Here is a 19,419-nt window from a genome sequence, read left to right as displayed (position 1 = left end):
CAATCATTTTAAAAAGGGGCTTATAGCCCCTTTTTTGTCTTTATTCTGGAGAATTTATTATGGCGAAAGAATTTGGTCGCCCGCAGCGCGTAGCTCAGGAGATGCAAAAAGAGATTGCTATCATCCTGCAGCGCGAAATTAAAGATCCGCGCCTGGGCATGATGACTACCGTCTCTGGTGTAGAAATGTCCCGCGATCTGGCCTATGCCAAAGTGTTTGTGACGTTCCTGAACGACAAAGATGAAGCCGCTGTTAAAGCGGGCATTAAAGCGCTGCAGGAAGCATCCGGATTTATCCGCTCGCTGCTGGGTAAAGCGATGCGTCTGCGTATCGTGCCGGAACTGACCTTCTTCTACGACAACTCGCTGGTCGAAGGGATGCGCATGTCTAACCTGGTGACCAGCGTGGTGAAGCATGACGATGAGCGTCGTGTGAATCCGGACGACGTCAAGGAGGACTAATGAGTCGTCCTCGTCGTCGCGGCCGCGATGTGCACGGCGTACTTTTGCTGGATAAACCCCAGGGGGCTTCCAGCAATGACGTACTGCAAAAAGTAAAACGTATTTATAACGCTAACCGGGCAGGACATACCGGTGCGCTGGATCCGCTGGCAACCGGCATGCTGCCGATTTGCCTCGGAGAAGCGACCAAGTTTTCCCAGTACCTGCTCGATTCTGACAAGCGTTACCGCGTAATTGCCAAACTGGGTCAACGCACCGATACCTCTGATGCCGATGGTCAGGTGGTGGAAGAGCGTCCGCTGGCCTTCAGCGACGCTCAGCTGGCCTCCGCGCTGGAAGGCTTTCGCGGCGAGACTCAGCAGGTGCCGTCAATGTATTCGGCGCTGAAGTACCAGGGTAAAAAGCTGTACGAATATGCCCGCCAGGGGATTGACGTCCCGCGCGAAGCCCGGCCGATTACCGTCTACGAGCTGCTGTTTATTCGCCATGTAGGCGATGAGCTTGAGCTGGAAATCCACTGTTCAAAAGGGACCTATATTCGTACGATTATCGACGATTTAGGCGAAAAGCTAGGCTGTGGCGCGCACGTGATTTTCCTGCGCCGCCTGGCCGTCAGCAAATATCCTGTTGAACGTATGGTGACGCTCGAACAGCTGCAGGCGCTGGTTGAACAGGCGCAAGAGCAGGATATTCCTGCCGCGCAGCTGCTCGATCCGCTGCTGATGCCGATGGACAGCCCGGCGTCGGATTATCCGCTGGTTAATATTCCAGAAACGTCGGCGGTATACTTTAAAAACGGTAATCCGGTCCGCACTTCGGGAGCGCCGAAGCAGGGGCTGGTACGCGTAACGGAAGGCGAAGACGAGAAGTTTCTCGGGATGGGTGAAATTGATGACGAGGGCCGCGTGGCGCCGCGTCGTCTGGTCGTTGAATACCCTGCCTGAGGGCTGATCTTGCGATAAAAGCTGGCTGCGAGTAGAATATCGCCGCCTGACGTCCGCAAAAGTGTTTTAACATTTTCGGGCGTCGCATCAGGGGTCGCTGAATTAGAGATCGGCACCCTTTCTTTCTTTTAATTTTTGGAGTTTTAAAATGTCTCTAAGCGTTGAAGCTAAAGCAAAAATCGTTTCTGAGTTTGGTCGTGGCGAAAACGACAGCGGTTCTACCGAAGTTCAGGTTGCACTGCTGACTGCCCAGATTAACCATCTGCAGGGTCACTTTTCCGAGCATAAAAAAGATCACCACAGCCGTCGTGGTCTGCTGCGCATGGTTTCCCAGCGTCGTAAACTGCTCGACTACCTGAAACGTAAAGATGTTGCACGTTACTCTTCGCTGATCGAGCGTCTGGGTCTGCGTCGCTAATTCTGCGAGTTTCAGAAAAAGGGGCCTCAGGGCCCCTTTTTTCGACCAGGCGGCAGCAATTAGCTAAAAACTCATGTATTGTTGCTATTAATGATCTTCGTGCAGAGGTTCGCGCGGCTAATGAGAGGCTTCATCCGCAGGGGCGGGTAAAGGTTGTCATTAGTCGCGAGGATGCAGAAGATCGGGTCATCTGACGCTATATCCTCGATATAGCGTCACTTTTTGATAAAAGGATAGAATTTTGCTAAATCCGATCGTTCGTAAATTCCAGTACGGCCAACACACCGTCACTCTGGAAACCGGCATGATGGCACGTCAGGCCACTGCCGCCGTCATGGTAAGCATGGATGACACTGCGGTATTCGTTACCGTTGTCGGCCAGAAGAAAGCGAAGCCAGGCCAGGACTTCTTCCCGCTGACCGTAAACTATCAAGAACGTACCTACGCAGCAGGTAAAATCCCGGGTGGTTTCTTCCGTCGCGAAGGCCGTCCAAGCGAAGGCGAAACCCTGATTGCGCGTCTGATTGACCGCCCGGTTCGTCCGCTGTTCCCGGAAGGTTTCGTTAATGAAGTTCAGGTTATTGCCACCGTTGTTTCCGTTAACCCGCAGGTTAACCCGGACATCGTTGCGATGATCGGTGCTTCCGCTGCGCTGTCTCTGTCCGGTATTCCGTTTAACGGTCCTATCGGCTCCGCGCGCGTGGGCTACATTAACGACCAGTACGTACTGAACCCGACTCAGGATGAGCTGAAAGAAAGTAAGCTGGACCTGGTTGTTGCCGGTACCGAAGCTGCGGTCCTGATGGTTGAATCCGAAGCAGAACTGCTGAGCGAAGACCAGATGCTGGGCGCGGTGGTATTCGGCCACGAGCAGCAGCAGATTGTTATTCAGACCATCAATGACCTGGTGAAAGAAGCGGGTAAACCGCGCTGGGAATGGCAGCCGGAAGTCGTAGACGCCGCGCTGAATGCCCGCGTTGCAGCCCTGGCTGAAGCTCGCCTGAGCGATGCTTACCGCATCACTGACAAACAAGAGCGCTATGCTCAGATTGGTGTGATCAAAGCTGAAACTATCGCTACGCTGACTGCTGAAGATGAAGCCCTGGACGCTAATGATCTGGGTGAAATTCTGCACGCTATCGAGAAAAATGCCGTTCGTAGCCGCGTACTGGCAGGCGAACCGCGCATCGATGGCCGTGAAAAAGATATGATTCGTGGTCTGGACGTTCGTACCGGCGTACTGCCGCGTACCCACGGTTCCGCACTGTTCACCCGCGGTGAAACTCAGGCGCTGGTTACCGCGACCCTGGGCACCGCGCGTGACGCGCAGAACATCGATGAGCTGATGGGCGATCGTACCGACTCCTTCCTGTTCCACTACAACTTCCCTCCGTACTCCGTAGGCGAGACCGGAATGGTAGGTTCACCGAAGCGTCGTGAAATTGGTCACGGTCGTCTGGCTAAGCGCGGCGTACTGGCCGTAATGCCGACCACCGAAGAATTCCCGTACACCGTCCGCGTGGTTTCTGAAATCACCGAATCTAACGGTTCTTCTTCCATGGCTTCCGTTTGCGGTGCCTCTCTGGCGCTGATGGACGCTGGCGTGCCGATTAAAGCCTCCGTTGCGGGTATCGCAATGGGTCTGGTGAAAGAAGGCGACAACTATGTCGTTCTCTCCGATATTCTCGGCGACGAAGATCACCTGGGCGATATGGACTTCAAAGTTGCGGGTTCCCGCGACGGTATCTCTGCGCTGCAGATGGATATCAAAATTGAAGGTATCACCAAAGAGATCATGCAGGTTGCGCTGAACCAGGCTAAAGGTGCGCGTCTGCACATCCTGGGCGTAATGGAGCAGGCGATTAACGCGCCGCGCGGCGACATCTCCGAATTCGCACCGCGTATCCACACCATCAAGATCAGCCCGGACAAGATCAAAGACGTGATCGGTAAGGGCGGTTCCGTCATCCGTGCGCTGACTGAAGAAACCGGCACCACCATCGAAATCGAAGATGACGGTACCGTGAAAATCGCAGCGACCGACGGCGACAAAGCGTTGCACGCTATTCGTCGTATCGAAGAGATTACCGCTGAGATCGAAGTTGGTCGTATCTACAATGGTAAAGTGACCCGTATCGTTGACTTTGGCGCATTCGTTGCCATCGGCGGCGGTAAAGAAGGTCTGGTGCATATTTCTCAGATCGCCGACAAGCGCGTTGAGAAAGTGACCGATTACCTGCAGATGGGTCAGGAAGTGCCGGTTAAGGTTCTGGAAGTTGACCGTCAGGGCCGCGTCCGTCTGAGCATCAAAGAAGCAACTGAGCAGACTCAGCCTGTAAGCGCACCGGAAGCTCCGGTCGCTGAGCAGGGCGAGTAAGGTTGCCGTTTGCCCTCCGCGTTTGCGGAGGGTGTATTACGGGCAGGACGCCTTGTTTGCAGCCGGGGAACTGGACGTTCATCCAATCGTTGTCTTCGGGAGTGGGAAATGAAGCCTTTTTTGCGCTGGTGTTTCGTGGCGACAGCTCTCACGCTGGCAGGATGCAGCAACTCTGCCTGGCGTAAGGACGCAGTCCTCGCGGTGCCATTGCAACCGACTTTGCAGCAAGAAGTGATTCTGGCGCGCATGGAACAAATTCTTGCCAGTCGGGCTTTAACCGATGATGAACGCGCACAGCTTTTATATGAGCGCGGAGTGTTGTATGATAGTCTCGGTCTGAGGGCATTAGCGCGAAACGATTTTTCACAAGCGCTGGCAATCCGACCTGATATGCCCGAAGTATTCAACTACTTAGGCATATATTTAACGCAGGCAGGTAATTTTGATGCTGCCTATGAAGCGTTTGATTCTGTACTTGAGCTTGATCCAACTTATAACTACGCGCACTTAAATCGCGGCATCGCCCTGTATTACGGGGGTCGTGCTAAGTTAGCGCAAGATGATCTGCTGGCGTTTTATCAAGACGATCCCAATGATCCTTTCCGTAGCCTGTGGCTTTACCTCGCTGAGCGCAAACTCGACGAGAAGCAGGCGCTTGAAGCACTGAAACAGCGCTTCGAGAAATCGGACAAAGAGCAATGGGGATGGAACATTGTCGAGTTCTACCTTAACGATATTAGCGAAAAAACGCTGATGGATCGTTTGAAGGCAGACGCAACGGATAACACCTCGCTCGCTGAGCATCTCAGTGAAACCAACTTCTATTTAGGTAAGTACTACCTAAGTCTGGGGGACAAGGACAGCGCTACGGCACTGTTCAAACTGGCGGTCGCAAACAACGTTCACAACTACGTTGAGCACCGATACGCATTGTTGGAATTATCGCTCTTGGGCCAGGAGCAAGATGACCTGGCAGAATCGGACCAGCAATAGCTGACGAACAAACATCAGCCCATTTTTTTATTGCCATCACCTTCGCGGGTGAGGGCGTTGTTGTTCGTTAATACACCTACTTTGAGCCGGTTCACACTTTTCAATGAAAATTACTGTAAATTTTCACGTTGAGTTATGTAGACTGGCCGCCATTAATTTTGAGGCACACGTACTACATGGCTGAATTCGAAACCACTTTTGCAGATCTGGGCCTGAAGGCTCCTATCCTTGAAGCCCTTAACGATCTGGGTTACGAAAAACCATCTCCGATCCAGGCTGAGTGCATTCCGCACCTGCTGGGCGGCCGCGACGTTCTGGGTATGGCCCAGACGGGTAGCGGTAAAACCGCAGCGTTCTCTTTACCGCTGTTGAACAATCTTGATCCTGAGCTCAAAGCACCGCAAATTCTGGTGCTGGCGCCGACCCGCGAACTGGCGGTACAGGTTGCTGAAGCGATGACGGACTTCTCTAAACATATGCGCGGCGTAAACGTGGTAGCCCTTTACGGCGGCCAGCGTTATGACGTGCAGCTGCGTGCTCTGCGCCAGGGACCACAAATTGTTGTGGGTACCCCGGGTCGTCTGCTTGACCACCTGAAGCGCGGTACTCTGGATCTCTCTAAGCTGAGCGGTCTGGTGCTGGATGAAGCTGACGAAATGCTGCGCATGGGCTTTATCGAAGACGTAGAAACGATTATGGCTCAGATCCCGGAAGGTCATCAGACCGCTCTGTTCTCTGCCACTATGCCGGAAGCGATCCGTCGTATTACCCGCCGCTTTATGAAAGAGCCGCAGGAAGTGCGCATCCAGTCCAGCGTAACCACTCGCCCGGACATCAGCCAGAGCTACTGGACTGCTTACGGTATGCGTAAAAACGAAGCGCTGGTGCGTTTCCTGGAAGCGGAAGATTTTGATGCGGCGATTATCTTCGTGCGTACCAAAAACGCGACCCTGGAAGTGGCCGAAGCGCTGGAGCGTAGCGGCTATAACAGCGCCGCGCTGAACGGTGATATGAACCAGTCCCTGCGTGAGCAGACTCTGGAACGTCTGAAAGACGGTCGTCTGGACATCCTGATTGCTACCGACGTTGCGGCCCGCGGCCTTGACGTAGAGCGTATCAGCCTGGTTGTTAACTACGACATCCCAATGGACTCCGAATCTTACGTTCACCGTATCGGCCGTACCGGTCGTGCAGGTCGTGCAGGTCGTGCGCTGCTGTTCGTTGAGAACCGCGAACGCCGTCTGCTGCGTAACATCGAACGCACCATGAAGCTGACCATTCCGGAAGTCGAGCTGCCGAACGCAGAGCTGCTGGGCAAACGCCGTCTGGAAAAATTCGCCGCTAAGGTTCAGCAGCAGCTGGAAAGCAGCGATCTGGATCAGTACCGTGCGCTGCTGGCGAACATCAAACCGTCCGCTGAAGGTGAAGAGCTGGATATCGAAACTCTGGCCGCAGCTCTGCTGAAAATGGCTCAGGGCGAACGTCCTCTGATCCTGCCGCCGGATGCGCCGATGCGTCCTAAACGCGAATTCCGCGATCGCGACGATCGTTTTGAACGTCGTAATGACCGTAACGATCGCAATGACCGTGGCCCGCGCGGCGACCGTCCTGAGCGTAGCGGTGAAGATCGTCCTAAACGCGAGCGTCGCGATGTTGGCGATATGGAACTGTATCGTATTGAAGTGGGCCGCGACGATGGTGTTGAAGTTCGTCACATTGTTGGCGCTATCGCTAACGAAGGCGACATCAGCAGCCGTTACATCGGTAACATCAAGCTGTTTGGTACCCACTCCACGATCGAGCTGCCGAAAGGCATGCCGGGCGAAGTGCTGCAGCACTTTACTCGTACCCGTATCCTGAACAAACCGATGAACATGCAGCTGATGGGCGATGCCCAGCCGCGCCCTGAGCGTAGCGGTGAACGTCGTGGCGGCGGTGAGCGTCGTGAAGGCGGCCGTGCCTTCGGTGGCGAACGTCGTGAAGGCGGTCGTGCTTTCGGCGGTGAACGTCGCGAAGGCGGTCGTGGTGATGGTCGTCGTTTCAGCGGCGAACGTCGTGAAGGCCATGCTCCTCGTCGTGAAGGTCATGCTCCGCGCCGTGATGATTCAGCGCCGCGTCGCGAAGATTCCGCCCCGCGTCGTGATGACTCATCAAGCCGTCGTCGTTTCGGCGGCGATGCGTAATTAGCGCTCGCTAGCGTAAAGTAAATGATACAGCCCCGATCTTAACGATTGGGGCTTTTTTTATTTCAATCGTACTCGTGTACTGGTACAGTGCTGCACGCTAACGATGAGCAAAGTATTATTGACTGGAGATTACGCTAAATGGCGACACTAACCACTACGGCATCGCGCCCGTCCTTATTCGGCGGCGTGGTGATTATCGGCGGAACCATTATTGGCGCGGGCATGTTCTCGCTGCCGGTAGTTATGTCCGGCGCGTGGTTCTTCTGGTCGCTGGCGGCTCTGGTTTTCACCTGGTTCTGCATGCTGCATTCCGGGCTGATGATTCTGGAAGCAAACCTGAATTACCGCATTGGGTCCAGCTTCGATACCATCACCAAAGATCTGCTCGGCAAGGGCTGGAACCTGATTAACGGCGTGTCGATTGCCTTTGTGCTCTATATTCTGACCTACGCCTACATCTCGGCCAGCGGCTCAATTCTGCATCATACCTTTTCCGAGATGTCGCTCAACGTTCCGGCGCGAGCGGCAGGATTTGGCTTTGCCCTGCTGGTGGCGTTTGTCGTGTGGCTGAGTACCAAAGCGGTAAGCCGAATGACGGCGATTGTTCTGGGGGCGAAGGTCATTACGTTCTTTCTGACCTTCGGGAGCCTGCTGGGGCACGTACAGCCGACGACGTTGTTCAACGTTGCCGAACAAAACGCATCCTATATGCCGTACCTGCTGATGACCCTGCCGTTCTGCCTGGCATCCTTCGGCTATCACGGCAACGTCCCAAGCCTGATGAAGTACTACGGCAAAGATCCCCGCACCATTACCCGCTGTCTGGTCTACGGCACGCTGCTGGCGCTGGGGCTGTACGTAATCTGGCTGCTGGTGACCATGGGCAATATCCCGCGCGCGGAGTTTATCGGCATCGCGCAGAAGGGCGGTAACATTGATGTGCTGGTACAGGCGCTGAGCGGCGTGCTGAACAGCCGCAGCCTGGATCTGCTGCTGGTGGTGTTCTCAAACTTTGCGGTGGCCAGCTCGTTCCTCGGAGTTACGCTGGGACTGTTTGACTATCTGGCTGACCTGTTCGGTTTTGATGACTCTGCGCTGGGGCGCTTTAAGACCGCGATCCTGACCTTCGTACCGCCGGTTATCGGCGGCCTGCTGTGGCCGAACGGCTTCCTGTATGCCATCGGCTATGCGGGACTGGCGGCAACGATCTGGGCGGCAATCGTCCCGGCTCTGCTGGCCCGCGCATCGCGTAAACGCTTCGGTAGCCCACAATTCCGCGTTTGGGGTGGAAAGCCGATGATTGCGCTGATCCTGTTATTCGGCGTCGGCAACGTTATCGTGCACTTCTTATCGAGCTTTAACCTACTGCCGGTTTATCAATAAATTCGTCAGCTTCCCGGCTGGGGCTACGCTCAGCCGGGAAGCTGCGACAGATGTTAACCCAATAATTCCTCTTTCACCTGCATCGCCAGCTCAAACGAGTGCAGGCGCGCCTGATGATCGAAAATCTGGCCGTTAACCATCAGCTCGTCGGCCTGCGTTTCGCGCAATATCGACTCCAGACCGTGACGTACCTTCGCTTTATCCCCAACCAGAGACATGCTCAGCGCCTGCTGTACGCCGTATTGCTCGGAGGCGGACCACAGCTGGGGCATATTCTCCACCGGCGGCGGCAACTGGCCGGTTTCACCGCGGCGTAGCTTAGCGAAAGCCTGCTGCATTGAGGTGAACAGGAACTCCGCATCGCGGTTGCTGTCGGCGGTAATAATATTGATGCAGACCATCGCGTACGGTTTTTCCAGCCGCGCGGAGGGCTTGAAATGAGTACGGTAGAGGTGCAGGGCCTGGAACAGCATCTCCGGCGCAAAGTGCGAAGCGAAGGCAAACGGCAGGCCGAGCTGCGCTGCCAGCTGGGCGCCGTAGAGGCTGGAGCCAAGCAGCCACACCGGGATCTGCTCGCCATAGCCGGGCACCGGGCGCACGTGCGGATTCGGGTCGCGGGCATCGAACCAGTCAACCAGCTCCGCAACATCGCGCGGGAAGTTATCGACGTCACCGCTCATATGGCGGCGCAGCGCGCGCATGGTGGGCTGATCGCTACCCGGGGCGCGCCCGAGACCGAGGTCGATACGGCCGGGGTAGAGGGTATTCAGCGTGCCAAACTGTTCGGCAATCACCAGCGGCGAGTGGTTGGGCAGCATCACGCCGCCGGAACCGAGGCGCAGGGTGCGGGTGTTGGCCGCCAGATAGCCGATAAGCACCGAGGTCGCGGCGCTGGCAATACCGACCATATTATGGTGCTCTGCCAGCCAGTAGCGGTGATAGCCGCGTTTTTCAGCCAGCTGCGCCAGGTCTAACGAGTGGGAGAAGGCTTCTTTTGCCGAAGAACCCTGCGGGATCGGCGCCAGATCGAGCACCGAGAACGGAACAGATTTGTCAGTCATAAAGGCTCACTTTGCTACAGCATAGTCATCAGATTGAAGGTCTTCTTCCAGCCTGGCGCATCCGGGACGCGCTGGCCAGAAAAGCTGCGACTTCAATAGTGCATTAAAAAGTGATGATAGCTATTAACAAAGTGAGCGGTTTATCAGCTCTGTAATTCCAGTCCTGCCAGCCGCTTCCAGTAACCATTGCACTCGCTGTTGGCGGTGAGCGGCAGCGGCGAGGCGCCGTTTTCGTTTGCCCGGAAGGCGTCAAGCATGGCAAAGACGTTGTTATCCAGCGCCGACAGGCGAACCATATCGACCAGGCCGCGCATCGACGCCAGCTCGTTACCAAGGTTATAGACGTATCCGCTCATGGTCTGAATGCCGTTGAGCACGAACACCTGCTGGTTTTCCTGCGAAAGCACGTCGCGCCCGTTGGGGTATTTGATGCAGCAGGTTTCACACTCATCCTTCGGTTTGTCTTCAGAGCGGGCGGTAAAGCAACGCGCAGAGTAGGCCAGCGGCAGATGGCCATAGCTCAGCACTTCAACCTCGAACTGCTTGCGGATCCCCAGCTCTTCACACTGCGTCAGCAGGTTCATCAGCCAGTCGCGGGAAAGCTCGACCGGCATGCACCAGCGCACCATTCCCTGCCTGAGCAGCAGGCGCAGGGTCACGGCGTTATAGCAGTTGAGCGCATGGCCGGCGACAAACGGCAGCTTACGCTCAGCGCACATATTGACGACGCCCAGATCGCTGGCCTCAATCAAAAACTCGCCGTTCTCGACGTAGCGTTTAAGCTCCCCCAGCTCAGAGGAGGCCTGAACCAGGGCGAGGGTCGAGAGGACCACCTGCTTCCCGCTGGCCGCCAGCATTTTCGCCATATCGATCCAGTCGCCGACCTTGGTCGCGCGACGCTTGCTGCACACCGCTTCGCCGAGATAAATCGTGTCGGCGCTACAGCCTGCCGCCTGCTGATAAAAATCTTCCAGCGTCTCTTTCGGCCAGTAATACAGCACCGGCCCTAACGAATATTTCATCACGTTTCTCACTGCCATTTACGGTGATATGCGCCAAGGGTGGTTTGCGTCCCCTCGGACATTGAGCCGAGAGTCTCCATCCATGCGGATTGTGGGACAAAGTCTTGTGGGGAGGCCTTGCAGCGATCGATTGCCTGACGCCAGACTTTCGCCACCTGGGTGACATAGGCCGGGCTGCGCTGTCGGCCCTCAATTTTCACCGAGGCAATATTCGCCGCCATCAGCTCCGGCAGCAGCTCAAGGGTATTCAGGCTGGTTGGCTCTTCCAGCGCGTGATAGCGCTCGCCGTCCACCAGATAGCGGCCTTTACACAGGGTGGGGTAGCCGGCATTTTCGCCGTCCTGATAACGGTCAATCAGGACTTCGTTAAGGCGTGACTCCAGGCCCTGCGGAGTCTGCTGCCAGCGAACGAAGCGCGCGGGCGAACAGGCGCCGACGGTATTCGGCGACTCGCCGGTCAGATACGAGGAGAGATAGCAGCGGCCTTCCGCCATAATGCACAGGCTGCCGAAGGCGAAGACCTCCAGCGGAACCGGGGTGACGCGCGCCAGCTGCTTGACCTGGTGGATGGAGAGCACGCGCGGCAGCACCACGCGGGCGACGTCGAAATTGCGGTGATAGAAGCGCACCGCCTCTTCGTTGGTCGCAGACGCCTGAACCGAAACGTGACGCTCAATATGCGGATAGCGCTCGGCGGCATATTCCAGCATGGCGATATCGGCGAGGATCAGGGCATCGGCTCCCAGCTGGGCGGCCATATCCACCGCGCGCTGCCAGCGGGCGTAGCCGTCCGGGTGGGCGAAGGTGTTGATCGCAATATGCAGCTTGCGGCGATGCTGATGGACGAAGCTGACGGCTTCCTGCAGCTTCTTTTCGGTGAAATTAAGACCGGCAAAGTGGCGGGCGTTGGTGTCATCTTTCAGCCCGATATACACGGCATCGGCACCGTTTTCGATGGCCGCCTTAAGCGCCGGGAGGTTACCGGCTGGGCAGAGCAGCTCCATAATTTTTCCTGAAAAACGCGGCCTGTCGGCGACGCTGAATGGTTAATGAGCAGGGATTTTAGTTAACCTTCTGGTGACAATTTTTGATTTGAGGCAGTTAAAAGCGTATTGGCGGCGCCAATAATAGGTACCCGTCATGGTGATTTTGTTGATTTACGCCGCTATGTTGTTTATTTGATATGGCACAATAGCGGAACTGTCGCTTTCATGGAGTAAAGCTTGTGTTGGATAAATTGCGTTCCCGGCTGGTCCACTTTGGCCCGTCTTTGATGAGCGTGCCGGTTAAGCTGGCGCCTTTTGCCCTCAAGCGTCAGGTGCTGGAACAGGTGCTCAGCTGGCAGTTTCGTCAGGCGCTGGCGGATGGAGAGCTGGATTTTCTCGAGGGTCGCTGGTTAAGTATAAATGTGCGCGATATTGGCCTGCTGTGGTATACCTCAGTAAACGAGGGTCGGCTGGTGGTTAGCCCAACGGCAGAGGCGGACGTCAGCTTTAGCGCTGATGCCAGCGATCTGCTGATGATTGCGGCGCGTAAGCAGGACCCGGATACGCTATTCTTCCAGCGTCGGCTGGTTATCGAAGGCGATACCGAGCTGGGGCTGTATGTAAAAAACCTGATGGATGCCATTGAGCTGGAGCAGATGCCGAAAGCGCTGCGCATAATGCTGCTGCAACTGGCGGATTTTGTTGAAGCAGGCTTAAACAGCCCGCGGAAACCTGAACAGACATCGGTAGGTGAGGCATGCTGATTCGAGTTGAAATTGGAATTGATGCACCGGGAATCGACGCTCTGCTGCGCCGAACCTTTGGCGGCGATGCCGAAGCGCAGCTGGTGCACGATTTACGGGAAGACGGCCTGATCACGCTAGGCGTGGTGGCAACGGACGATGAAGGTCAGGTTATTGGCTACGTGGCCTTCAGCCCGGTCTCCGTAGAAGGCGAAGAGCTGCAGTGGGTTGGCATGGCGCCGCTGGCGGTAGAAGAGAGCTACCGTGGTCAGGGGATCGGTCGCCAGCTGGTCTATGAAGGGCTGGATTCGCTGAATGAATTTAGCTACGCCGCGGTCGTTACGCTCGGCGAGCCGGCGCTGTATGGCCGCCTGGGCTTTGAACCGGCCGCGCGTTTTGATCTGCGCTGCCGCTGGCCGGACACCGCTGAGGCGTTTCAGGTACATCCTCTGGCCGATGACGCGCTGGAAGGGGTACACGGACTGGTTGAGTACAGCGACCACTTCAATCGCTTCTAAGGCTCTCCAGCAGGGTTTCAAACGAACCATCTCCGGCAACGAGGCGCTCTTTCTGGCGCTTCGTTAGCTGCTTGATGCGATACTCCAGCCGTAGTGCTAGTGAGTGTTCACCAACTTCCTGACTAAAGGCCAGCTGCAGCACGCCTTTCCCACGTAAAGCTTTCGCTCCTTTGCCATCCTGATGCTGGCAAAAGCGACGAGAGACGTCGGTGGTAATCCCGGTATAGAGGCGATTATCGGCGGTACGAATCAGATAGAGAAACCAGCGCACGGTCCAAAGGTCGGTATGTTAAGGTGTGTGCACCATAGCATACTGGAGAAAAAAGATGGATACGCTTGCCGCGATCGGCCGCTGGCTGAGCAAACAGCACGTCATCACCTGGTGCGTCGCCAGCGAGGGCGAGCTCTGGTGTGCCAATGCTTTCTATATTTATGATCCTGAAAACGTAGCATTTTATCTCCTTAGCGATGAAAAAACTCGCCACGGGCAAATGACCGGCGAGCGCGCTAAGGTTGCCGGGACGGTGAATGGTCAGCCGAAAACCGTGGCGCTGATCCGCGGAGTTCAGTTTAAAGGTGAAATCCGCCGGCTCCACGGAGAAGAGGAGGCAGAGATGCGTCAGCGCTACGTGAGGCGCTTTCCGGTTGCCCGCGCGCTACCGGCAGCGGTGTGGGAAATCCGCCCCGACGAGCTCAAGTTTACCGACAATACCCTCGGCTTCGGCAAGAAGCTGCACTGGCAGCGCGACGCTGCGATAGAGTAATTCCCCCTGCAAACGTGCAAATCCTTCCTTTTCTTGCATACTTTTTCTCAGGCTATCCGCCGCCTGTCGCGGCGGGACTTCAGGAGACATCATGAGCCAGGTGCTGATAACAGGCGCGACCGGTTTGGTTGGTGGGCACTTACTTCGAATGCTGGTGAGCGAACCGACTATTTCGGCGATAACCGCGCCCACTCGCCGCCCACTGGCGGATACGCAAGGCGTATTTAATCCCCATGACCCTCAGCTGAGCGACGCGCTGGCCCAGGTCGTTGACCCGATAGACACCGTCTTTTGCTGCCTGGGCACGACCCTGCGCGATGCGGGGAGCAAAGCGGCCTTTATCCATGCTGACTATACGCTGGTGGTGGATACGGCGCTGACCGGGCTACGGCTGGGGGCAAAGCATATGCTGGTCGTCAGCGCCATGGGCGCCGACCCGCATTCGCTGTTTTTCTACAACCGCGTCAAAGGGGAAATGGAGCAGGCGCTGCGCGCCCAGGCGTGGCGGAATCTGACGATCCTTCGCCCCTCTATGCTGCTGGGCGAGCGTGATAAAAAACGCGCGAATGAAGTGCTGATGGCGCCGCTGTTTCGCCTGCTGCCGGGGAACTGGAAGTCTATCGACGCCCGCGACGTCGCGCGGGCGATGCTCAGTGAAGCGCTCGCGCCCTCCCAGGAAGGCGTCACCGTTCTGCCATCGGCAAAATTGCGTGAAATCGCCGCCGGCGAGGCGTAGTATTCAGCGCTTCGCTTTATAACCATATTTCTTGCTGGGGAATGCTATGGCCGATCGGTCTTCATCTCAGGCGGCATCATCTTTTCAATGGTGGAAGCCCGCGCTCTTTTTCCTCGTTGTCATCGTCGGCCTGTGGTTTGTCAAATGGCAGCCATATTACGGTAAGGCCTTCACTGCCGCAGAAACGCACAGCATTGGAAAATCTATTCTGGCCCAGGCCGATAGCAATCCGCTAAAAGCCGCGTGGGATTACGCGCTGGTCTACTTCCTGGCGGTCTGGAAAGCGGCGGTGCTGGGCGTGCTGCTGGGCTCGCTGATTCAGGTGCTGATCCCGCGTAACTGGCTGCTGCGCACCCTCGGGCAATCGCGTTTTCGCGGTACGTTGCTGGGGGCGATTTTCTCGCTGCCCGGCATGATGTGCACCTGCTGCGCCGCGCCGGTGGCGGCAGGCATGCGTAAACAGCAGGTGTCGATGGGCGGCGCGCTGGCGTTCTGGATGGGTAATCCGCTGCTGAACCCGGCGACGCTGGTGTTTATGGGATTTGTGCTCGGCTGGCAGTTTGCCTTGATTCGCCTGGTGGCTGGCCTCGCGACCGTGCTGGTGGTGGCGACGCTGGTACAAAAATGGGTTCAGGAAGCCGCTACTCAGCCGGCAGTCGTGCCCGACCTTTCCCCACAAATTGCTGAGGGCGGTTTTTTCAGCCGCTGGCTGCGGGCGCTGTGGACGCTGTTCTGGAACACGATCCCGGTCTATATTCTGGCGGTGCTGGCGCTGGGGGCCGCGCGCGTCTGGCTGTTCCCGCACGCCGACGGCGTGGTCGGTAACACGCTGTTCTGGGTCATTGCGATGGCGATAGCCGGCTGCCTGTTCGTTATCCCGACGGCGGCGGAGATCCCTATCGTACAGACCATGATGCTGGCGGGAATGGGGTTTGCGCCAGCGCTGGCTCTGCTGATCACGCTGCCTGCGGTCAGCGTACCGTCGCTGATTATGCTGCATAAGGCGTTTCCGGCGAAGGCCCTTTGGCTGACCGGCGGGCTGGTGGCGCTGTGCGGCGCGGTTGTTGGCGGGCTGGCGTTAATCTGATGATTTTACCGGGCTACAAAGCACAAGGTTTGTAGCCCGGTAAGCGGTGCTTATTTGATATAGGTAAACGCGGTTGTTACGCGAGAAACGCCGCTTACCCGGCTGGCGATATCCGCCGCCGCGCGACCTTCGCGGTCGGTAACCAGCCCCATCAGGAACACTTCTCCGTTCTCGGTTGTCACCTTCACGTTTGATGATTTAACCTGGTCAGTGCCCAGCAGCTGGGAGCGCACCTTGGTGGTAATCCAGGTATCCGAAGAGGCGGTCCCTAAGCCTATCGGCTGACCCTGACGCACTTCATTAAAGACTTCCGTGGTTCCTTCGACGCCCATCGCAATTTGCTTCGCGCGCGCGGAGAGATCGGCCACCGGAGATTGACCGGTCAGCAGCACTTTGCCCTGGTAGGCGGTGACATTAATGCGGGCCTGCTTCTTAATTTGTTCATCTTTCGACAACGCGCTGTTGACGCGTAGCTCAAGCGTACTGTCATCGACCTGTGTGCCGACCGTCCGCGGGTCCGTTGCGGCTTTGGTGCCGACTGCTGCCGTTCCGACTACTGCTGCGGCAACGCATCCCTGAAGCAGTAGCGCAGAAAGAAGGATGGCGAGGGGCGAGAGAGCCTTCATGTGTTCTCCTTATTCGTCCTGGTGTGGAAAAAGCGTGTTATCAATCAAATCACACAGACAGTTGACGGTAAGCATATGCATTTCCTGAATACGCGCGCTGCGATGTGAGGGAATGCGAATTTCGACGTCCTGCTGACCCAGCAGGCCAGCCAGCTCACCGCCGTCATAGCCGGTTAACGCAACGATGGTCATATCGCGAGTGACGGCCGCTTCAACGGCTTTCACGATATCCCGACTATTGCCGCGGGTGGAGATCGCCAGCAGTACGTCGCCGGCGTGCCCAAGTGCGCGCACCTGCTTGGCGTAAACCTCGTCATGCAGGCGATCGTTGGCTATTGCCGTTAAGACCACATTATCGGTATTTAGTGCAATGGCAGGTAAACCAGGGCGCTCCGTTTCGAAACGATTGATCATGCTGGCAGCAAAATGCTGTGCGTTGGCGGCAGAGGTGCCATTGCCACAACAGAGGATTTTGTTGCCGTTGAGAAGTGACTGCACGAGGGTCATCGCCGCGCGGGAGATGGCGTCCGGGAGTGCTTCCGCTGCTGCAATTTGGGTTTGAATGCTTTCAGTGAAGCAGGCTTTAATTCTATCGAGCACGGGATCCCTTAAATTCGTTTACGCTATTCGCCAAAGGCGTTTTTCAGCCATTGGATGTCGTTTCCGGTGAAGGCTACCACATCGAAACGGCAATCCACAGTATCAAAGCTCCCATTATGTCGGGAGAGCCACAGACGCGCGGCATGGAGGAGTCGTTGTTGCTTTTTCAGCGTGACGCTGGAGGCGGCATCACCGTAGCTTGCGCTACGACGATAGCGCACTTCAACAAATACGGTAACCGCCCCGTCGCGCATAATAAGGTCAATCTCGCCGCCCCGTTCGCGAACGTTGGCGGCGATAAAACGCAGTCCCTGACTTTCCAGCCAGCGGCGGGCCTGGGCTTCCCAGGCGTCGCCGGTTTGTTTGGTTAGTTGGCTGCGACGATCTGTCCGCGCTGGTACTTGAGCCATGACAGTTTCCTGTTGATCACGCAGTCCTGCGTGGCCGTCAGATCGCCGGTGTTACCGTTCAGCTCAAAGCCCGGTACCTGACGTATTTGCGAGAAATGGTTGGCCAGCGACCAGGCATCGGCGCCCATCGCATACAGGCGAGCCAGCGAGTAGTCGTTACGCACGGCGGACAGCGCCTGCTGCATCAGCGCCGGGTTGCTGCCAGCCAGCATTGGGATTTCGCTGTACTGCAAGCCGTCCATTTCCAGACGGAAATCCGGGCCTGCTGTGCCCTGAGCGCTGCGGGAGCTGGCGTACAGCGTCACGTTGCTTTGGCTACCGTTGCGCAGGGCGATCATCGGTTTGATGTAGCCAATTTGTTCCGGCGTCGCCAGGATCCATGCGGCATCGACGCTGCCGCCGCTGCTGACCGGCACGTCGCTCGGGCTACCCAGCGCGCTGTCCTGGGCGGAAGGCAGGGTCGACACCGGGCTACCGGTCAACGAGATGCCGCTGTTGACGCTGGACTTCAGCTCAGAGGTTGAGCCAAAACGCTGCTCTAAAACCGTGCCGCCGCCGATCTTAAGCCACTCGTTGGCAAAGGCGCTGACCACGCGATCGCCCAGCGATCCGCGTGGAACCAGCAGCAGCGGAGTCTGTTTGCCCTGATCGTGAATATGGTGTGCCGCATCGCGCGCTTCGTCCTCCGGAGAGAGGGCGAAATAGCAGATATTGGCGCGGTTCTCGACTTTTTCCGGCTGGTTCAGCGCAAGGACGTTCAGCGAGGTGTTGCTTTTAATGACCTCTTCCACGTTGTTTTTGAGCAACGGCCCAACGACGATGGTAGCGCCGTCCTGCTGCACCTGGGCCAGCAGCTGGCTCATCGGCTGGCTGGTTGTGTCATAGATTTTCAGTTCGGCGGCAGGGTTCGCCGGGGTTGAGGCAACCGGCTGGGTCTGCGGCGCCGTAACCGGCGGCTGAGCGGCGTCGGCAGGCGCGGCGCTGGTGGCGGCCGGCGTAGCGCCCTGTGCGGCCGCCGGATCGGCGGTGGGTGCCGCGGTCGGCGCCGTCGCCTGGTCCGCTGCCGGAGTCTGTACCGGCGCCTGAGCGGCGTTTGCGGAGGTGAGATCGCTGATTTCCGCCTGCGACGGGCTGACTACTTCGCTACCGGCGGCGTTTGCCGCCTGTGCGACCTGCGCAGGCACCGCGCTTCCGGCAACCGCCGGGGCGCCGTTTTTCGCCGCTTCAAATCCCTGCTGGATCGTGCGGCCAAATACCGCGGCCTGGCCGTTTAGCGGCAGCAGCAGGGCGATTTTATTGGTTGATGCCGGCTTATAATTTTGCATATTCACCAGCGCCGTCGGCAGCATTTTAGCGCCCGGGTTCTGCGGGTAGCGGGTCTGCCAGTCTTTCACCCCGGCTTTGAGCAGGGTCGGATCGTTACGATTATCAAACCACATGCGCTGCAGATCCAGCCAGCCCTGCAGGACGTTCTCGTCGGCATTGATAACCAGCGCGTTGGCCTGATCCTGGGTCATCGAAGTCAGCGCTTTCCAGGTCTCGTCGATATTCTTCTGCTGCTGTTTCGGCTGGCTTAGCAGCGGGTGCTGGGCGATAAGTGCGCGCAGCAGGGTAATCGACGGGCGTCCCTGGCTGGCATCGATTTGCGCCTGCCAGTAGCGGGGCTGCTGGTTGGTCTCGAAGCTTGCCGGATCGAGCTTGCTCAGCAGCGCCTGAGCGCCCGGGAAATCGTTCTGAGCCAGCTTAACTTCGACCGCCAGAAGCGACTGCTCGCGGGCCTGAGTTTTATCGAGGCTAGCCGGCAGCTGGTTGAACAGATCGATGGCCTGCTGCTTTTTGCCCTCCTGCAGCAGTGCACGAATGGCGAGTAATTGCCAGTTGGTCTTGCTATCATTCGCGCTTTGCTGCATTTGCTGCAGGTAGTAACTGGAGTTTGCCTGTGCCGTACCCTGTAAAAACGCCGTGCTTTGATCCGGGGTATGGGTGCCGCAGCCAGCGAAGATCAGAGCAGCCAGCAGTACGGGCAGACAACGCGCGGGTTTAGAACGAAGAAATGTTGACGGTACCATATGTATCCAGTGATATTTTTTTGGCTCAATGCTCA

The 19,419-nt window shown here is 57.1% G+C and carries 21 protein-coding genes; 13 read left to right on the top strand and 8 right to left on the bottom strand.

The features are described from left to right. The first annotated feature begins 59 nt into the window (after positions 1 to 59). From rbfA to mtr, 8 genes are all read left to right on the top strand, one after another. Positions 60 to 461, top strand: a complete 402-nt coding sequence (gene rbfA, locus GO007_RS11560; protein WP_041147389.1) for a 30S ribosome-binding factor RbfA — start codon at positions 60 to 62, stop codon at positions 459 to 461. Continuing rightward, positions 461 to 1,405: a tRNA pseudouridine(55) synthase TruB gene (gene truB, locus GO007_RS11555; protein ID WP_095099873.1), complete on the top strand. Its 945-nt coding sequence runs from the start codon at positions 461 to 463 to the stop codon at positions 1,403 to 1,405. Before rbfA ends, truB begins: the two co-directional genes overlap by 1 nt. A 148-nt stretch (positions 1,406 to 1,553) precedes the next feature. After that, on the top strand, positions 1,554 to 1,823 hold the full coding sequence (gene rpsO, locus GO007_RS11550) for a 30S ribosomal protein S15 (RefSeq protein ID WP_004868066.1): 270 nt from the start codon (positions 1,554 to 1,556) through the stop codon (positions 1,821 to 1,823). Positions 1,824 to 2,064: 241 nt separating this feature from the next. Further along, entirely contained in the window at positions 2,065 to 4,200 is a 2,136-nt protein-coding gene (gene pnp, locus GO007_RS11545) for a polyribonucleotide nucleotidyltransferase (protein ID WP_095099870.1), read from the top strand. A 108-nt stretch (positions 4,201 to 4,308) separates the two neighbouring features. After that, positions 4,309 to 5,193, top strand: coding sequence for a lipoprotein NlpI (gene nlpI / locus GO007_RS11540; protein WP_095099867.1), 885 nt, complete (start codon positions 4,309 to 4,311; stop codon positions 5,191 to 5,193). Between the two features lie 103 nt (positions 5,194 to 5,296). Further along, positions 5,297 to 5,377: a protein YrbN gene (yrbN, locus tag GO007_RS11535; protein WP_115191791.1), complete on the top strand. Its 81-nt coding sequence runs from the start codon at positions 5,297 to 5,299 to the stop codon at positions 5,375 to 5,377. Further along, positions 5,370 to 7,376 carry a DEAD/DEAH family ATP-dependent RNA helicase gene (locus tag GO007_RS11530; RefSeq protein WP_095099864.1) on the top strand — a complete coding sequence of 669 codons (2,007 nt, stop codon included), beginning with the start codon at positions 5,370 to 5,372 and terminating at the stop codon, positions 7,374 to 7,376. The genes yrbN and GO007_RS11530 overlap by 8 nt, the downstream gene beginning before the upstream one ends. A 141-nt stretch (positions 7,377 to 7,517) precedes the next feature. Further along, positions 7,518 to 8,762, top strand: coding sequence for a tryptophan permease (mtr, locus tag GO007_RS11525; protein WP_095099861.1), 1,245 nt, complete (start codon positions 7,518 to 7,520; stop codon positions 8,760 to 8,762). Between the two features lie 53 nt (positions 8,763 to 8,815). Here mtr and GO007_RS11520 read toward each other — a convergent pair whose 3' ends face one another. The 3 genes from GO007_RS11520 to ubiU form a co-directional block, all read right to left on the bottom strand. Then, on the bottom strand, positions 8,816 to 9,823 hold the full coding sequence (locus GO007_RS11520) for a luciferase-like monooxygenase (protein WP_095099858.1): 1,008 nt from the start codon (positions 9,821 to 9,823) through the stop codon (positions 8,816 to 8,818). Between the two features lie 143 nt (positions 9,824 to 9,966). Further along, entirely contained in the window at positions 9,967 to 10,845 is an 879-nt protein-coding gene (locus tag GO007_RS11515) for a U32 family peptidase (protein WP_095099856.1), read from the bottom strand. Between the two features lie 8 nt (positions 10,846 to 10,853). Continuing rightward, entirely contained in the window at positions 10,854 to 11,849 is a 996-nt protein-coding gene (gene ubiU / locus GO007_RS11510) for a ubiquinone anaerobic biosynthesis protein UbiU (protein WP_095099853.1), read from the bottom strand. A gap of 221 nt (positions 11,850 to 12,070) precedes the next feature. Between ubiU and ubiT the strand changes: the two genes are divergently transcribed. Both ubiT and GO007_RS11500 read left to right on the top strand, forming a co-directional pair. Then, the gene (ubiT, locus tag GO007_RS11505) at positions 12,071 to 12,595 is read left to right on the top strand and encodes a ubiquinone anaerobic biosynthesis accessory factor UbiT (protein ID WP_095099851.1); all 525 of its coding nucleotides are present in this window, start codon (positions 12,071 to 12,073) and stop codon (positions 12,593 to 12,595) included. Then, the gene (locus GO007_RS11500; protein WP_095099848.1) at positions 12,589 to 13,092 is read left to right on the top strand and encodes a GNAT family N-acetyltransferase; all 504 of its coding nucleotides are present in this window, start codon (positions 12,589 to 12,591) and stop codon (positions 13,090 to 13,092) included. Before ubiT ends, GO007_RS11500 begins: the two co-directional genes overlap by 7 nt. Here GO007_RS11500 and GO007_RS11495 read toward each other — a convergent pair. Further along, entirely contained in the window at positions 13,079 to 13,363 is a 285-nt protein-coding gene (locus GO007_RS11495) for a GIY-YIG nuclease family protein (RefSeq protein WP_095099845.1), read from the bottom strand. The two genes, GO007_RS11500 and GO007_RS11495, sit on opposite strands and share 14 nt — an antisense overlap. A 55-nt stretch (positions 13,364 to 13,418) precedes the next feature. On the opposite strand from GO007_RS11495, the gene GO007_RS11490 reads away from it, so the two are divergent. The 3 genes from GO007_RS11490 to GO007_RS11480 all read left to right on the top strand — a co-directional run bounded on the left by GO007_RS11490 (position 13,419) and on the right by GO007_RS11480 (position 15,679). Next, positions 13,419 to 13,856 (top strand): YhbP family protein, encoded by a 438-nt coding sequence (locus GO007_RS11490; RefSeq protein WP_095099842.1) that lies wholly within the window; start codon positions 13,419 to 13,421, stop codon positions 13,854 to 13,856. A gap of 91 nt (positions 13,857 to 13,947) precedes the next feature. After that, positions 13,948 to 14,592 (top strand): NAD(P)H-binding protein, encoded by a 645-nt coding sequence (locus tag GO007_RS11485; RefSeq protein WP_095099839.1) that lies wholly within the window; start codon positions 13,948 to 13,950, stop codon positions 14,590 to 14,592. 46 nt (positions 14,593 to 14,638) lie between these two features. Next, complete coding sequence (locus GO007_RS11480; protein WP_095099836.1) at positions 14,639 to 15,679, top strand: permease; 1,041 nt, start codon at positions 14,639 to 14,641, stop codon at positions 15,677 to 15,679. A gap of 50 nt (positions 15,680 to 15,729) precedes the next feature. Here GO007_RS11480 and dolP read toward each other — a convergent pair whose 3' ends face one another. From dolP to GO007_RS11460, 4 genes are read right to left on the bottom strand one after another with little or no spacing between them, the layout of a single operon-like run. Then, entirely contained in the window at positions 15,730 to 16,305 is a 576-nt protein-coding gene (gene dolP, locus GO007_RS11475) for a division/outer membrane stress-associated lipid-binding lipoprotein (protein ID WP_045856646.1), read from the bottom strand. A 9-nt stretch (positions 16,306 to 16,314) separates the two neighbouring features. After that, positions 16,315 to 16,905 carry a DnaA initiator-associating protein DiaA gene (gene diaA / locus GO007_RS11470; RefSeq protein WP_041147373.1) on the bottom strand — a complete coding sequence of 197 codons (591 nt, stop codon included), beginning with the start codon at positions 16,903 to 16,905 and terminating at the stop codon, positions 16,315 to 16,317. Between the two features lie 23 nt (positions 16,906 to 16,928). Further along, positions 16,929 to 17,315 carry a YraN family protein gene (locus GO007_RS11465; RefSeq protein WP_095099833.1) on the bottom strand — a complete coding sequence of 129 codons (387 nt, stop codon included), beginning with the start codon at positions 17,313 to 17,315 and terminating at the stop codon, positions 16,929 to 16,931. Beyond that, complete coding sequence (locus GO007_RS11460; protein WP_095099830.1) at positions 17,273 to 19,384, bottom strand: penicillin-binding protein activator; 2,112 nt, start codon at positions 19,382 to 19,384, stop codon at positions 17,273 to 17,275. The genes GO007_RS11465 and GO007_RS11460 overlap by 43 nt, the downstream gene beginning before the upstream one ends. Positions 19,385 to 19,419 lie beyond the last annotated feature (35 nt).

Source organism: Klebsiella sp. 10-1 (assembly GCF_009758445.1).
In the GTDB taxonomy this organism is placed as follows: Bacteria; Pseudomonadota; Gammaproteobacteria; order Enterobacterales; family Enterobacteriaceae; genus Klebsiella; species Klebsiella scottii.
This window is presented reverse-complemented; position numbering and strand designations above follow the sequence as displayed.

What these genes read in the sequence shown, in the direction of transcription:
- rbfA (WP_041147389.1), top strand. Translation starts at nt 60, where the DNA reads ATGGCGAAAGAATTTGGTCGCCCGCAGCGCGTAGCTCAGGAGATGCAA.
- truB (WP_095099873.1), top strand. Translation starts at nt 461, where the DNA reads ATGAGTCGTCCTCGTCGTCGCGGCCGCGATGTGCACGGCGTACTTTTG.
- rpsO (WP_004868066.1), top strand. Translation starts at nt 1,554, where the DNA reads ATGTCTCTAAGCGTTGAAGCTAAAGCAAAAATCGTTTCTGAGTTTGGT.
- nlpI (WP_095099867.1), top strand. Translation starts at nt 4,309, where the DNA reads ATGAAGCCTTTTTTGCGCTGGTGTTTCGTGGCGACAGCTCTCACGCTG.
- yrbN (WP_115191791.1), top strand. Translation starts at nt 5,297, where the DNA reads ATGAAAATTACTGTAAATTTTCACGTTGAGTTATGTAGACTGGCCGCC.
- GO007_RS11530 (WP_095099864.1), top strand. Translation starts at nt 5,370, where the DNA reads ATGGCTGAATTCGAAACCACTTTTGCAGATCTGGGCCTGAAGGCTCCT.
- mtr (WP_095099861.1), top strand. Translation starts at nt 7,518, where the DNA reads ATGGCGACACTAACCACTACGGCATCGCGCCCGTCCTTATTCGGCGGC.
- GO007_RS11520 (WP_095099858.1), bottom strand. Translation starts at nt 9,823, where the DNA reads ATGACTGACAAATCTGTTCCGTTCTCGGTGCTCGATCTGGCGCCGATC.
- GO007_RS11515 (WP_095099856.1), bottom strand. Translation starts at nt 10,845, where the DNA reads ATGAAATATTCGTTAGGGCCGGTGCTGTATTACTGGCCGAAAGAGACG.
- ubiU (WP_095099853.1), bottom strand. Translation starts at nt 11,849, where the DNA reads ATGGAGCTGCTCTGCCCAGCCGGTAACCTCCCGGCGCTTAAGGCGGCC.
- GO007_RS11500 (WP_095099848.1), top strand. Translation starts at nt 12,589, where the DNA reads ATGCTGATTCGAGTTGAAATTGGAATTGATGCACCGGGAATCGACGCT.
- GO007_RS11490 (WP_095099842.1), top strand. Translation starts at nt 13,419, where the DNA reads ATGGATACGCTTGCCGCGATCGGCCGCTGGCTGAGCAAACAGCACGTC.
- GO007_RS11485 (WP_095099839.1), top strand. Translation starts at nt 13,948, where the DNA reads ATGAGCCAGGTGCTGATAACAGGCGCGACCGGTTTGGTTGGTGGGCAC.
- GO007_RS11480 (WP_095099836.1), top strand. Translation starts at nt 14,639, where the DNA reads ATGGCCGATCGGTCTTCATCTCAGGCGGCATCATCTTTTCAATGGTGG.
- dolP (WP_045856646.1), bottom strand. Translation starts at nt 16,305, where the DNA reads ATGAAGGCTCTCTCGCCCCTCGCCATCCTTCTTTCTGCGCTACTGCTT.
- GO007_RS11465 (WP_095099833.1), bottom strand. Translation starts at nt 17,315, where the DNA reads ATGGCTCAAGTACCAGCGCGGACAGATCGTCGCAGCCAACTAACCAAA.
- GO007_RS11460 (WP_095099830.1), bottom strand. Translation starts at nt 19,384, where the DNA reads ATGGTACCGTCAACATTTCTTCGTTCTAAACCCGCGCGTTGTCTGCCC.